The sequence below is a fragment of the Streptosporangium sp. NPDC049248 genome (assembly GCF_040678965.1).
Taxonomy (GTDB): domain Bacteria; phylum Actinomycetota; class Actinomycetes; order Streptosporangiales; family Streptosporangiaceae; genus Streptosporangium; species Streptosporangium fukuiense.
On the sequence record NZ_JBFAQY010000007.1, the window covers coordinates 220,591 to 232,864 of the forward strand.

Sequence of the window (12,274 nt, forward strand, 5' to 3'; positions counted from 1 at the left end):
GCCCGGCCGGTACGCGCGTCGGCTCCAGGTCATGTGATCCCTGTCATGGCCGGGATCCCGTACCCGCGGGTGACGTCAGCCGAAGGTCAGGGCCGGGTAGGCGAAGAGCATCACGGCGCCGAAGCCGAGCTTGAGCACCGCGTCGACGACTCCGAACACGGGGGTGGGCACCTCGCGCGCCAGCCGCAGTCCGACGAACGCGTTGATCGCCGTCAGGACGCCCAGGATCGTGATCAGCGGGCCGTGGGCGAGACCCATCGGCAGGAAGTGCAGGCCGACGACGAAAAGGATGCTGAGGATCAGCGTCCGCTCGTCCGCGTCCTTGTTCTTCGTGAGGACCAGGTAGATCAGGCCCGCCTCGATGACGAAGGAGCCGACGAGCCCGGCGATGTGCGCGAACGACGGGCTGCCGAGGCTCGGAAGCAGCGCGCTGAGGCCGCTCGCGGTGAATCCCGTGATGAAACCGCCGATGAGGAACTGGATCCAGTACTTGTTGAACGCCCAGCTTCCCAGGAAGCCCAGGCCGACGAAGACGAGGAAGAGGCCGCCTCCGCGGATCAACGGATATGGATGATCTGCGACGGATACCACAATTGGCAGCATGCGGGCTCTAACCTTCCCCAAAGGTAAAGATCCGGCATTATCGCAGAACGGTGATCAATGCTGGGGCCGTCGGCCTGACGTTCACCTGCGAGATCCGTCGGTCGTACGGCGCGGGCCGGAGTCACTTGGGCTGCCCGGCGGGGGACTTCGACCACGGCCCCGGCCGATGCGGACAGCCGCATCTCCCAGGCCGACTTCTCGACGAGATCGACATCCCGAAGCGTCACCGTACGCACCTGGGCGTCAGGGAGGGCTGACAGGGAGGGCCGGACGGGCCACGGCTCGCGCGTGTCCCGTCGCCTCGTACGGCGGCGTGGTGAGAGGCGGAGGGCTGGGAGGATGAGCGGATGACCATACGTGTTCTGATCGCCGACGACCAGGAGATGGTGCGGCGCGGCCTGTGCCGCATCCTGGAGAGCCAGCCGGACATGGCGGTCGTCTGCGAGGCCGCCGACGGGGTGGCCGCGGTCGAGATGGCCCGGAGGTTCCAGCCGGACGTGGCGCTGGTCGACATCCGCATGCCGAGAATGGACGGGTTGGAGGTGACCAGGCTGCTCGCCGGTCCCGACGTGGCCACCCCGGTCCGTGTCGTCGTCGTGACGACCTTCGACCTCGACGAGTACGTCTATCCGGCACTGCGCCACGGCGCGTCCGGGTTCCTGCTCAAACGGTCGGGTCCCGCCCTCCTGATCGAGGCGGTCCGAGCCGCTGTGGCGGGGGACAGCCTGATCAGCCCGTCCGTGACGGTGCGACTGCTGAAGCACGTCACCGGATCAGGACCGGGGCAGGAGCCGCTGCCCGAGCCGCTGACCGAGCGGGAGATCGAGATCGCCGGTCAGGTGGCCGAGGGCAAGACCAACGCCGACATCGCCGCCGAGCTGTTCATCTCGCCGGGCACCGTCAAGACCCATGTGGCGAGCGTCCAGCGCAAACTCGGCGTGCGGAACCGGGTCGGCATCGCCGTACGAGCCTGGGAGATGGGCTATGCCCGTCCCCGATGACAGAGCCTGGACGCGGGGATCCTGTCACCTTCCGTGAGACGAGTCGAAGATCGTCTGACATGCGATACGGGATGGCCGGGTCCCCAGTCGGGACGTGAATATCAAGACAATGCCGGCCCGTGGCGCTGCGTACGCTCACCTTCATGACTCGCAGCCGGATCCGCTTCCTCCTGTGCGCCATGGTCGTCGTGATGGTGCCGGTTCCGGCCGTACTCGCGCCTCCGAGCGCGCTCGTCGTCGCCTGCTCGGCCACGCTGGCCACGGCCGCCGCACTGTCGCGCTGGCCGTACCGGGGGATCACGCTCGCCAGGGCGGCGAGCTTGGTCACGCTGGTCTCCTTCGCCGTCGCCTTCGTCTACCAGGGGCGGCACCAGTTCGTCGGGCTCTGGCTTCCCGTCGAGATGTGCGCGCTGCTGCTCCTCCTCGGGAGGGTGGTACGGCGGCTGCCGGGATGGCAGGCGGCGGTGATCGGGGCATCCCTGGGCGTCGCGATCACGTTCGAACTGCCCCTGCGCCTCACGCTGCGCATGCCCAACCCGACCGCGGAGACGTCGGTCCTCGTCTGTTTCATGTCCTTCTTCCCCGTGGCGGTGGTGGCCGGTATCGCGCTGTACCTCAGGTCTCTGGACGACCGGCGGGTGCGCGCGGTGGCACGGGCACGCCGGGCCCAGCGGCTCGACGTGGCCCGGGACCTGCACGACTTCGTCGCCCACGAGGTCACCGGCATCGTGCTGGAGGCTCAGGCGGCGCAACTCGCCGACCAGGATCCGGAGGGGGCGCGGGCCCTCGCCGTACGCGTCGAGGAGGCCGGGCTGCGGGCGCTCGCGTCGATGGACCACATGGTGAGCGCGCTGCGCGACCCGGACGAGCGAGCCGCGGCGGAGCCGCCCCCGACCAGGATGTACGGTCTGGCGGACCTGCCCGACCTGGTCGGCCGGTTCTCCGCGACGGGAGGGATCCCGGCCGAACTCCAGCAGGCCGAAGAGTCGGCCGATGATCGGAGCGCCGCTCCGGATAGTGACCCGAACGGCGAACGGCCGGAGAACCCGGCCGGAACGCTGCCGCGAGAGATCGAAAGCACCGCCTACGCCGTGGTGCTGGAGGCGCTGACCAACGTACGGAGACACGCGCCCTCGGCGACCCGGGTGCTCGTCTCGACCGTCCGTACCGCCGATCCCGCGCTGGAGGTGTCCGTCGTCGACGACGGCGTGGCCGGTGCGGGCGTCCTCACGGTCTGGAGGGGAGGAGCGGGCGGCGATCGGCGCGACCGCCCGCAGGCGTTGACGGGGCAAGACCGGCCTGCCGGGGGTACCGGCCTGATCAGCCTGGCCGAGCGGGTCGAGGCGCTCGGGGGCACGCTCAGCACCGGCCGCCATGGAAAGGGATGGCAGGTCAGAGCGGTTCTGCCGGTGCCGGACGCCCGGACGGGAACGGGCCCTGCCGTGACGCTGTAGGTCCGAAACGCGTGCCGCGCCTCCGGCGGCACGGGCGCGGGAAGGCGCCGGATATCTGCCGAACGGCAGATGCCGCCGAGCGCCGAGAGGCCGGATCCTGCTCGGGATGCCCAATCCCCACGCATCGGAGGATCCGATGATTACGCGCAAGACGATGACGTGTGCCCTGGTGGCGTTCGTGGCCGCGGCGGCCCTCACCGGCTGCGCGGACGCCTCGAACGCGACGCCGCACCAGACGACCTTCCCGTTCGGCGGCAGGACGCTGGACGTGCGTGCGCACGAAACCCCGACGGACCTGGTCGCGGCGGACAGGAAGGACATCAAGGTCACCCTCTGGTTCGACGTCAAGGGCACCAATCCGTCGTCGAGCTGGTCCCTGGACGGGAAGACGCTCAACCTGCGGGCCGACTGCTCCGGGTGGGCCGACTGCTCGGCCCGGTTCAGGGTCGAGGTGCCACGCGAGGTCAAGGTCCTGCGCGACGGCCGCAAGACGGACCTGCGCGGTACACCCTCGGCCAGCGCGAAATGACCTCGAACTACACCGACGAAACGGAACAAAACCGGTGAACGGCACATCACATCACGCGGCGACGACGAGAACACCGGTGCTCGAACTGGTGGATGTCTCCAAGGTCTACAGGGGAGGTAAACGGGCCGTGGACGGCATCTCCATGCGTCTCGGCGCGGGACTGCTCGGTCTCCTCGGCCCCAACGGGGCTGGGAAGTCGTCGCTGATGCGGGTCGCCGCGACGGTCACCCGCCCGACTCGCGGAAAGGTCCTTTTCGAGGGGGCGGACGTGGTGTCCCGGCCGGACGCGCTCCGCGCGGCTCTCGGTTATCTGCCGCAGGACTTCGGCGTCTATCCCCACCTGACGGCCAGGGAGTTCCTCTCCTACCTGGCCGCCGTCAAGGGGTTGTCGGCCCGCTCGGCGCGGGTGCGCATCGGCGAACTGCTCGAACTGGTCAACCTCACCGAGGCCGGTCGGCGGCCCCTGGGCGGGTACTCCGGCGGCATGTTGCGCCGGGTCGGGATCGCCCAGGCCCTGCTGGGCGATCCCCGGGTGCTGATCGTGGACGAGCCGACGGCCGGGCTCGACCCGGAGGAGCGGGTACGGTTCCGCACCATGCTCAGCGACCTGGCGGCGGACCGGGTGGTGCTGCTGTCGACGCACATCGTCTCCGACATCGAGTCCGTGGCGTCCGACATCGCGATCGTGGCCCGGGGGCGGCTGCTGCGACGCGGCAGCCCGGAGGAGCTCCTGAGGGAGGTGGACGGCCAGGTGTGGGAGACGGTCGCCGGGCCGTCCGACGCCGCCGCCATGCGGGAGCGGTACGTGATCAGCCGCATGATCCGTACGGCGGGCGGGACGCGCCTCCGGTTCCTGTCGCCCACGCCGCCGGGAGGCGACGCCGTACAGGTGACGCCCGACCTGGAGGACGTGTATCTCGCCGTCGTCAACGGTCCCGCCGTGAGGAGCACAGGTGGACGGGCGGTGACCCGGTGACCGCCCGGGCGCCGATCGCGCTCGCCGTCGCCGACTTCCGGGAGCGGGTACGGCGTCCCGCGTACGCGGTCACCCTGCTGGCGGCGGTCGGCCTCGCCTGCCTGGCCGTGCCGGACGCGGGCTCCCACTGGGTGATCATGGATGTCGGGGGCTACCGAGGCGCCTACACCAGCGCATGGATCGGAACGGTCACCGCCCTCGCCGGCGCGTTGTGGCTCACGATGGGCGGGTTCTACGTCGTACGCGACGCGATCGCCCGCGACGAGCGCACCCGGGTGGGGCACATTCTCGCCGCCTCGCCGCTCCGCACGTCGACATATCTGATCGGGAAATTCCTCAGCAACTTCCTGGTGCTCGCCTCGATGGCGGGCGTGCTCGCGGTGGCGGCGCCGCTGATGCAGTTCGCGCGGGGCGAGTCCGGCGCGTTCGATCCGATCGCGCTGCTGCTTCCCTTCGCGCTGATCACGCTGCCCCCGCTGGTGCTGACGGCCGCGGCGGCGGTGCTGTTCGAGACCGTGCCGCTGCTGCGGGGCGGCGTGGGGAACGTCGTCTGGTTCGTCGTCTCGATGGTTCTGCTGCTGGGAGGACAGACGCGGAACGCTCCTCTCGGGGGCATCGGGGTGCGCCAGGCGGCCGAGTCGATGCGCGCCGCCCTGGTCGAGCAGGGGATCGACGTCGGCGACCGGGAGTTCAGCCTCGGCCTGACGTCCGTGGCCGAGCCGTTGCGCACCTTCCAATGGGACGGCTTCACCCCCGACGCGGCCTTCCTCGGTGGCCGGCTGGTCCTTCTCACGCTGGGGATCGCCGTGGCGCTGCTGCCCGCGCTCTGGTTCGGCAGGTTCGATCCCGCGCGCGGTCCCGCCGCAGTGCTGTCCAAGCCGGGCAAGGCCCGGGAGGGGGCTCAGCACGAGATCCTCGGAGACCTCCCGGGCGACGTCCGGGGAGAGCCCGGCACGGGCGGATCTATCAGCCGTCCCGGGGTCCCGGTGACGATGACGGCACCGGTACGTGGCCGGGCCTTCTGGCGGCTCCTCGCCGGTGAGCTGCGCGTCCTCCTTCGGGGCGTCTCGTCGTGGTGGTGGCTGGTGGTCGCGGCCGTGACCGTGGCCGGCTTCGCCACTCCGGAGCCCACGACGCTGCTCCCTCTCGCCTGGGTATGGCCGGTGCTGGTCTGGTCCCGCCTGGGCACCCAACGAGTCGAACATGGCCTGGAGGGGCTGCTAGGCGCCTACCCGACGATGCGGCGCGGGCTTCTGGCGGAGTGGGCGGCCGGGGTGACGCTCACCGTCGTGACCGGGATCGCGCCCGCGGTGCGGATGGCGGCCACGGCCGACTGGGCCGGGGCGGCTGCCTGGGCGGGGGGCGCGCTCCTGGTTCCCGCGCTCGCGCTGGCTCTCGGCGTGGCCTGCCGTACCCACCGGGTCTTCCAGGTCGTCTACCTCGGCCTGTGGTACCTGGCCGTCAACGGCGTCGCGGTGCTGGACTACATGGGAGTGGTCAGGTCGGGAGGGCTTCCGGCCGGGCCGTCGCCACTGGCCGTGGGCGGCCTCGCCCTGCTCCTGGTGTGCGCCGCCCTGGCGGTCCGTACGGCACGGCACGCCGTGAGGTGATCCGGCATCCCACCTGGTCGCGCGATATGGGTGGAATGTAACGTTAGGTAGCAGTGGGGGTGCGCTATGAATAAGATCATCTGTGTTGCGGCGCTTGCTGCGATGACCACGCTCGCCACCGCCGGCGCCGGACACCCGATGGACGGCGTGGGCAAAGAACAGGTCAGCCGGGAGCAATATCGGATCCTCCTCAACCAGTGCAGGTATGCCGATACCAGCGCCGCCCGGCAGGAGTGCCGCGCGGAGGTCCGGCGGACCTACACCATCGGGGAGAGAAACCCCGGTCTCGACTGCCGGACGTACGTCGGCATCACCGTGTGCGGCGAGCTCAAGCTGAGCAAGAGCCAGAGGCAGTGCGTGCAGGACTCCGTACGGAGCGGCCTCACCTACCGCCGCTCCGAGGTGGAGTGCTACGCGCTGAACGGGGGCGGCAACTGAACCGGCGGCGGACGGTCGCACAGCGGGGTTGCGTCCGGCCGCATGTGCCAGTAGAGATCGGCAGGAACAAAACCCAGCTCAGAGCCTTGGGTCTCGGTCAGGAGTGGTGGAGCGGCTGGACTCGAACCCGGAACCTGCGGATTAGCCTGGTGCTGCGGCCTCTCGTTGTGGCAAGCGGGAAAGCCGCAGCATCGACGTCATGTCCGGAAAGAACGTTCAGGTACTCTCGCTTACCTCGATGGCGGCCGCGGGACAGACGGCGGCGGCCTCACGCACCGTGACGTGCAGGTTCTCGGCCGGTTCCGACTCCAGCAGGATGACGATGCCGTCGTCCTCGCGCTGGTCGAACACCTCTGGTGCGATCAGCACGCACTGGCCCGCGCCGCAGCACTTGGCCTCGTCCACGGTGACTTTCATGCGGAGTTCCTCTCTGGTCGGCCGGGTGTCACCGGCGTTCGTACGCGCGTCGTGTCGGTCCGCGGGGGCCGCGTCACCAGTGCACCGGGACTTCGCGCAGGCCGCCGACCACCAGGCCGTCCACCCGCCGCAGTTCCTCCACCGGGACGGCCAGTCGCAGGGACGGCAGCCTGCGCAGCAGCACCTCGAGCACGACCTGCAGTTCGGTGCGGGCCAGCGACTGGCCCAGGCAGGAGTGCGCGCCGGAGCCGAAGGCCAGATGGGGGTTCGGGCTGCGGCTCAGGTCCATGTCGTCGGCGCCGTCGAAGACGCTCTCGTCGCGGTTGGCCGCGGCCATGCTGCAGATCACCGTGGTGCCGCGCGGCAGCACCGTCCCGTCGACCTCGGTCTCCTCCTTCAGGTAACGGGGCAGGCCGAAGCCGGAGTTGGCGTCGAACCGTAGCGACTCCTCCACCGCCGAACGCACCAGCGACGGGTCGGCCAGCAGCCGTTCCCAGCGGGTGCGGTCGACCAGCAGCATGGAGACCATCTTGCCGATCATGTTCGCGGTGGTCTCGTGCCCGGCCACCAGCAGCGCCATCCCGGTGACCAGCAGTTCGACGTCGGTCAGACCTTGCCCCTCGGCGGCGCTCTCCTTGATCAGCGCGCTGAGCAGGTCGTCGCCCGGCTGTTCCCGCTTGGCGGCGACATGGTCGGACATGTACTGGACGAACTCGGCCTGCGCCGCGTCCGTTTCCGCCTGGCTGTAGCGGGTGAGGTTGAGCAGCGCGTCGGACCAGTGGGCGAAGCGGTCCCGGTCGGTGGCGGGAACTCCGAGCAGGTCGCAGATCACGTACACGGGCAGCGGGAAACCCAGGGACGCCTTGAGGTCGCCGGGCCCGCCGCGCTTGACCATGTCGTCGATGAGCCGCTCGGCGATCTCCGCCATGACGGGCCGCAGCGCGGCCATGCGCTTGGCGGTGAAGTACTTGCCGACCAGGCGCCGCCACCGCTGGTGACCCTCGCCGCTGTCGGGGATGATCTGGGCCATCTCGGTGTTGAACACCCCGCCGGATTCGTTGTCCGACAGCCGGGCCGCGTCGGGTGCGTTCAGCAGGCGGGTGAAGCGCGGGTCGGCCAGCACCTGCTTGACGTCCTCGTAACGGGTCAGCAGCTTCGCCTCGTCACCGCTGGGCAACGTGATCCGCGCGACCGGGCACTGACGGCGCAGCTCGGCCCACTCCGCCGGCGGCTCCAACGCCGCCTCGCTCGGGATGGGATAGCTCAGGACCTGCTCGTTCTGGCTCATTCGACTCCTCCTCGGAAGGGGCGTTCCTGTTGTCGTTGACGGGGTGCGGACGCTCACGGTCGTGCGAGGGTTTCGACCACGCTCTGGCGGTGCACCCGGGCGGCCTTGGCCATGTTCCAGCCGAGTACGCCGGTGACGTGGCCGTCGACGCTGTAGTGGGCGACGAATCGGTTGTCCTCGGGGGCGCCTTCGATCACGTTCACCTGGGCCTCGGGGGTGAGAAAGCCGTGTGCCTGGATCTTGACGTCGTACTGGTCGGTCCAGAAGTAGGGGATGGGAACGTACGGGCGGTCCTCGCCCAGGATGTTGGCCGCCACGATCTGTGCCTGCTCGACGGCGTTGGTGCGGTTCTCCAGCCGCAACCGTCTGCCCAGCCCTTCGTGGTGCCAGGAGGCCATGTCGCCGACGGCGTAGACGTCCGGGGCGGCGCGGCAGCGTGAGTCGCACTCGACGCCGTCACCGATGGCCAGCCCGCTGCCGTCGAGCCAGTCCGTGGCCGGGCGGGATCCGATCGCCACCACGACGGCGTCGGCGGGCAGCGATTCGCCGGAGGCCAGCCGCACCCCGGTGACGCGGCCGTCGGCGCCCGTGAGGGCCTCGGCGGCGACGCCGAGCCGGAGCCGGACGCCGCGCCTGGCGTGCAGCGATGTGAGCGTCGCGCCGACCAGGCCGCCGAGCTGGTCGGCCATGACGGCGCGGCCGAGGCCGGCGAGGGTGACGTCGAGCCCCATACCGCAGGCGGTGGCGGCGATCTCCGCACCCAGCACGCCTTCGCCGATGACGACGAGCCTGTTCACCGCGGTCAGGCTCCGGCGCAGGGCGAGGGCGTCGTCGAGGGTGCGCAGGACGTGCACGCCCGCCAGGTCGTCCTGACCGGGGAGCCGGTGGGAGACTAGGCCGGTGGCCAGAATCACGGTCTGCGCGCGCAGGACGCGGCCGGAGGCGGTTCGGACCTCGCGGGCGGCGGCGTCCAGTCCGGTCGCCGGATCGCCGAGCACGAAATCCGCCTCCAGCTTGGCGAGGTCGTCCCGGGAGCGCAGGTACGCCTTCTCGCTCTCCCAGGTGCCCGCCAGCACCTGCTTCGACAGCGGCGGCCGGTCATAGGGAGGGTGCCGTTCAGCGCCCACGACGGAGAGCTCGCCGCGGTAGCCCTTCCGCCGCAGTGCCTCCGCCACGGCAAGGCCGCCTGCCGAAGCGCCCACGATCAGAACGCTCTCAGCGCCGGTCAAGTGCGGTTCCTTTCGATCGAAGCGGACGGCGGCGGCGACGTGCCGCCGCAACCGGACTGAGTCGTCCGGTTGCTACCGTAGACCCTGTCATCGACGCGTGTCGAGTGGTGTGGAAATCTGGAGTCAACAAACCGGATGATACAGTCCGGTTGCTACGGTAGGTGTCATGTTCAGCGCACGGCGACCCAACAGAGGCCCCAGCGCCGCGGCGGAGAACCGGGCGGCGCTGATCGCGGCGGCCCGCGAGGTGTTCGCCGCCGATGGATACGATGCGCCGCTCACCTCGATCGCACGTGCTGCCGGAGTCGGCCAGGGCAGCCTGTACCGGCACTTCCCCGATCGCGTCAGTCTCGCGCTGGCCGTGTTCGAGGACGGCGTCAGGGAGATCGAGGTGCTCGCCGCGGAGCCCGGCACCACCCTCGACGACATGCTGGCTCTGATGACCGAGCGAGCCATCACCTCGACCGCGTTCATCGACGTGGTCAGCGCCTCGGCCGACGCGCGCCTCACCCATGTGCGCGACCGGGTGTCGGAGTTGCTGGAGGGCCTGCTCTCCGGGGAACGGGAGGCCGGCCGGGTACGCGAGCACGTCACCGCCGATGACCTGGTCACGGCCATCGGCATGATCGCGGCGTTGCTGGCCAAGATACCGGCGGACACCCGGCGTGAGACCGCTGACCGCGCCTGGCTGCTCCTGCGCAAGGGCATCGACGTCTGATCGTCACACGTCGTCGGCGGGATGCGTCGCCGGAACGGATGGCGACCGCCGGCCGCGACGCGCGGTTCGAGCCGCTGACGGGCGTACGATCCGGCGGAGGCGTCACGAGTTGTGACGTACAGCAGCCGATACGGCAGTTGGGGGATTGCCGAAGCCGGGTGCTGTGGCGATCGGGGGATCGCCACAGCACCCGATCTTGTCATCGGTCGCTGTTCGGAGATTCGGCGCGGGGTCGGCCCACGCGACAGGAGACGGACGGCCAGGTCCGGTTTCCGTTGTGCTGGATTGTCATGCCGAAGGTGTTTCCATTGCCGTTCGGCCTCACCCGCCGGCGGCGGGGCTCCTCTCGTGTGTTCGGCTGTCCGCGGATGCCCATGCCGGACGCGCGCCGGTGGTCAGCCGGCCTTTCGCGCGGGACAGGTCGGCGCCTCGAACACCACGCCGTCCAGGAAGTTGCCGGCCGTCGGGGTGCCTCCCGCGGCGGACACCGACTCGAAGGCGAACCGTGTGGTGGTCTGTCCCGGAGGCACGACGTACACCCCGGTGTAGTGGCGCCAGGCGGTGTCGTCATCGGAGATGTCCGGGGAGGAGGCCCCGGTGGGAGTCTGGGCCACGGTCGCGCCGGGTGCGCCGATGAGCACCCGCATCACGTCGGTACCGAGGCGGCCTCGGTGGTACAGCGACCAGGTCATCGGTGTTCCCGGAACGGTGGGCAGGTCCTGGTAGAGCGTGGAGATCTGGTTGGCGTTGAGTTCGGCGAACTGCTGGCCGTCGGCTGCCGGGACCCCGCTCGCGCCGCCCCGCCAGAACTCCAGCTTGTTGTCGGTGGCGGTGGTGTGCCAGCCGACACCCGGGTTGACGGAGGCGTCGGAGATGGACCAGTCGACCGTGGCCACCGGTGGCGTCTCGAAGCTGCCGTTGACCAGGTTGATCGGCGTGTAGTCGCAGATGACGGTGACGGTGACCGTGGCGGTGCTGGTTCCGCAGGCGGTGGTGATGGTGTAGGTGAAGGTGTCGGTGCCGCTGAAGCCCGCGGCGGGTGTGTAGATCACGTTGCTACCGGAGACCGTCGCGGTGCCGTTGCCGGGCTTGGTGACGCTGCTGATCGTCGGTGCGGTCGCGGTGTCGTTGGCCAGGACGGGCACGCTGACGGGTGTGCCCCGGGTGACCGTGGTGGTGGCGGTGTCGTCGGCGGCCCTGGTGGGCGAGATGGACTGCCCGTCGACGATCTGGATCGGGGGGGCGGGTGTGTTGCCGCCGAGCTGGCCCGGAGCGGCGATGACGCTGCTGATCCCGGTCGGCCGGATGGTCATGCTGCCCCCGATGGTGCCTTGCCTGACCCGGAAGGTGATGACCTTCGCAGGTGGGTCGGTCTTGGTGCCCGGCGAGGTGATCGACAGGGTGTTGCCGCTGATGGTGCCGGTCCCCGACTGGCTGACGACATCGGCGCCTGCCAGCAGCGACGACAGGTCCCACGTGGTGGTGTAGCTCCTGACCAGCAGCGGCCACTGGGTCGTGCGGTGCGCCAGCGTGAGGGTGAAGGTGCCACCCGGTGTGATCTGCCCGCCCCACAGGGATGGGGAGGTGTTGACCGAGACCGACCCGCTGCCCAGCCTCATGCCGAACGCGTTCTTCCAGTAGTAGTCCACGGGGTAGGTCGCCTGCCCTGGCCGGATACACGGCGCGGTGGCTCGCGTGACAGCCTGCCGTGCGACGGTGGCGGCGGCATGCGCGTCGGCACTGGCCGCCACCTGCGTTCCCGATGTGGCCAGTAGCGTCAGCAGGGCGCAGGCCAGCGCGGTGAGCGCGGATCCGGATCGTTGTGACATCAACGCTGAACTCCCAGTCTGTCTTAGGGACGTCTTCGTAGATCGACTTCACAACGAAACTACTCTCTGTGTTCGATCTGTCTCGCTAGGTGCTGGATGGTGTGATCCCCGTGTCGCATCCCATGGGCGGCGTGCACGGGGCTCTTTGCCGCCCTTGACGGCAAGGCCGGCCGTGGTGCCCG

At 70.0% G+C, this 12,274-nt stretch carries 12 protein-coding genes; 7 read left to right on the forward strand and 5 right to left on the reverse strand.

Annotated features, from left to right (window positions below; translation table 11 throughout):
• Positions 1 to 75: 75 nt before the first annotated feature.
• Positions 76 to 561: a DUF6609 family protein gene (locus tag AB0K21_RS16475; protein ID WP_343964949.1), complete on the reverse strand. Its 486-nt coding sequence runs from the start codon at positions 559 to 561 to the stop codon at positions 76 to 78.
• Between the two features lie 389 nt (positions 562 to 950).
• Between AB0K21_RS16475 and AB0K21_RS16480 the strand changes: the two genes are divergently transcribed.
• The 6 genes from AB0K21_RS16480 (at position 951) to AB0K21_RS16505 (ending at position 6,611) form a co-directional block, all read left to right on the forward strand.
• Positions 951 to 1,604, forward strand: a complete 654-nt coding sequence (locus tag AB0K21_RS16480; protein ID WP_364150674.1) for a response regulator transcription factor — start codon at positions 951 to 953, stop codon at positions 1,602 to 1,604.
• A gap of 143 nt (positions 1,605 to 1,747) precedes the next feature.
• Entirely contained in the window at positions 1,748 to 3,058 is a 1,311-nt protein-coding gene (locus tag AB0K21_RS16485) for a histidine kinase (protein WP_364150677.1), read from the forward strand.
• Between the two features lie 136 nt (positions 3,059 to 3,194).
• Positions 3,195 to 3,587 carry a hypothetical protein gene (locus AB0K21_RS16490; RefSeq protein ID WP_364150680.1) on the forward strand — a complete coding sequence of 131 codons (393 nt, stop codon included), beginning with the start codon at positions 3,195 to 3,197 and terminating at the stop codon, positions 3,585 to 3,587.
• 34 nt (positions 3,588 to 3,621) lie between these two features.
• Positions 3,622 to 4,563 (forward strand): ATP-binding cassette domain-containing protein, encoded by a 942-nt coding sequence (locus tag AB0K21_RS16495; RefSeq protein ID WP_364150683.1) that lies wholly within the window; start codon positions 3,622 to 3,624, stop codon positions 4,561 to 4,563.
• Positions 4,560 to 6,173, forward strand: a complete 1,614-nt coding sequence (locus AB0K21_RS16500) for an ABC transporter permease (RefSeq protein ID WP_343964939.1) — start codon at positions 4,560 to 4,562, stop codon at positions 6,171 to 6,173. The genes AB0K21_RS16495 and AB0K21_RS16500 overlap by 4 nt, the downstream gene beginning before the upstream one ends.
• 102 nt (positions 6,174 to 6,275) lie before the next feature.
• Entirely contained in the window at positions 6,276 to 6,611 is a 336-nt protein-coding gene (locus tag AB0K21_RS16505) for a hypothetical protein (RefSeq protein ID WP_364150686.1), read from the forward strand.
• A gap of 216 nt (positions 6,612 to 6,827) precedes the next feature.
• Here AB0K21_RS16505 and AB0K21_RS16510 read toward each other — a convergent pair whose 3' ends face one another.
• From AB0K21_RS16510 to AB0K21_RS16520, 3 genes are all read right to left on the reverse strand, one after another.
• On the reverse strand, positions 6,828 to 7,028 hold the full coding sequence (locus tag AB0K21_RS16510) for a ferredoxin (protein WP_343964935.1): 201 nt from the start codon (positions 7,026 to 7,028) through the stop codon (positions 6,828 to 6,830).
• Between the two features lie 73 nt (positions 7,029 to 7,101).
• Positions 7,102 to 8,316, reverse strand: a complete 1,215-nt coding sequence (locus AB0K21_RS16515) for a cytochrome P450 (protein ID WP_343964933.1) — start codon at positions 8,314 to 8,316, stop codon at positions 7,102 to 7,104.
• 53 nt (positions 8,317 to 8,369) lie between these two features.
• Positions 8,370 to 9,545: an FAD-dependent oxidoreductase gene (locus AB0K21_RS16520; protein ID WP_364150690.1), complete on the reverse strand. Its 1,176-nt coding sequence runs from the start codon at positions 9,543 to 9,545 to the stop codon at positions 8,370 to 8,372.
• 166 nt (positions 9,546 to 9,711) lie between these two features.
• On the opposite strand from AB0K21_RS16520, the gene AB0K21_RS16525 reads away from it, so the two are divergent.
• Complete coding sequence (locus AB0K21_RS16525) at positions 9,712 to 10,263, forward strand: helix-turn-helix domain-containing protein (protein WP_343964929.1); 552 nt, start codon at positions 9,712 to 9,714, stop codon at positions 10,261 to 10,263.
• 395 nt (positions 10,264 to 10,658) lie between these two features.
• On the opposite strand, the gene AB0K21_RS16530 is transcribed toward AB0K21_RS16525, so the two are convergent.
• Positions 10,659 to 12,092 (reverse strand): Ig-like domain-containing protein, encoded by a 1,434-nt coding sequence (locus tag AB0K21_RS16530; RefSeq protein ID WP_343964927.1) that lies wholly within the window; start codon positions 12,090 to 12,092, stop codon positions 10,659 to 10,661.
• Between the last annotated feature and the right edge of the window lie 182 nt (positions 12,093 to 12,274).

Excerpts from the sequence above, each read along its gene's own strand:
- AB0K21_RS16480 (WP_364150674.1), top strand. The coding sequence starts at position 951 with ATGACCATACGTGTTCTGATCGCCGACGACCAGGAGATGGTGCGGCGC.
- AB0K21_RS16510 (WP_343964935.1), bottom strand. The coding sequence starts at position 7,028 with ATGAAAGTCACCGTGGACGAGGCCAAGTGCTGCGGCGCGGGCCAGTGC.
- AB0K21_RS16530 (WP_343964927.1), bottom strand. The coding sequence starts at position 12,092 with ATGTCACAACGATCCGGATCCGCGCTCACCGCGCTGGCCTGCGCCCTG.
- AB0K21_RS16485 (WP_364150677.1), top strand. The coding sequence starts at position 1,748 with ATGACTCGCAGCCGGATCCGCTTCCTCCTGTGCGCCATGGTCGTCGTG.
- AB0K21_RS16515 (WP_343964933.1), bottom strand. The coding sequence starts at position 8,316 with ATGAGCCAGAACGAGCAGGTCCTGAGCTATCCCATCCCGAGCGAGGCG.
- AB0K21_RS16525 (WP_343964929.1), top strand. The coding sequence starts at position 9,712 with ATGTTCAGCGCACGGCGACCCAACAGAGGCCCCAGCGCCGCGGCGGAG.
- AB0K21_RS16505 (WP_364150686.1), top strand. The coding sequence starts at position 6,276 with ATGACCACGCTCGCCACCGCCGGCGCCGGACACCCGATGGACGGCGTG.
- AB0K21_RS16490 (WP_364150680.1), top strand. The coding sequence starts at position 3,195 with ATGATTACGCGCAAGACGATGACGTGTGCCCTGGTGGCGTTCGTGGCC.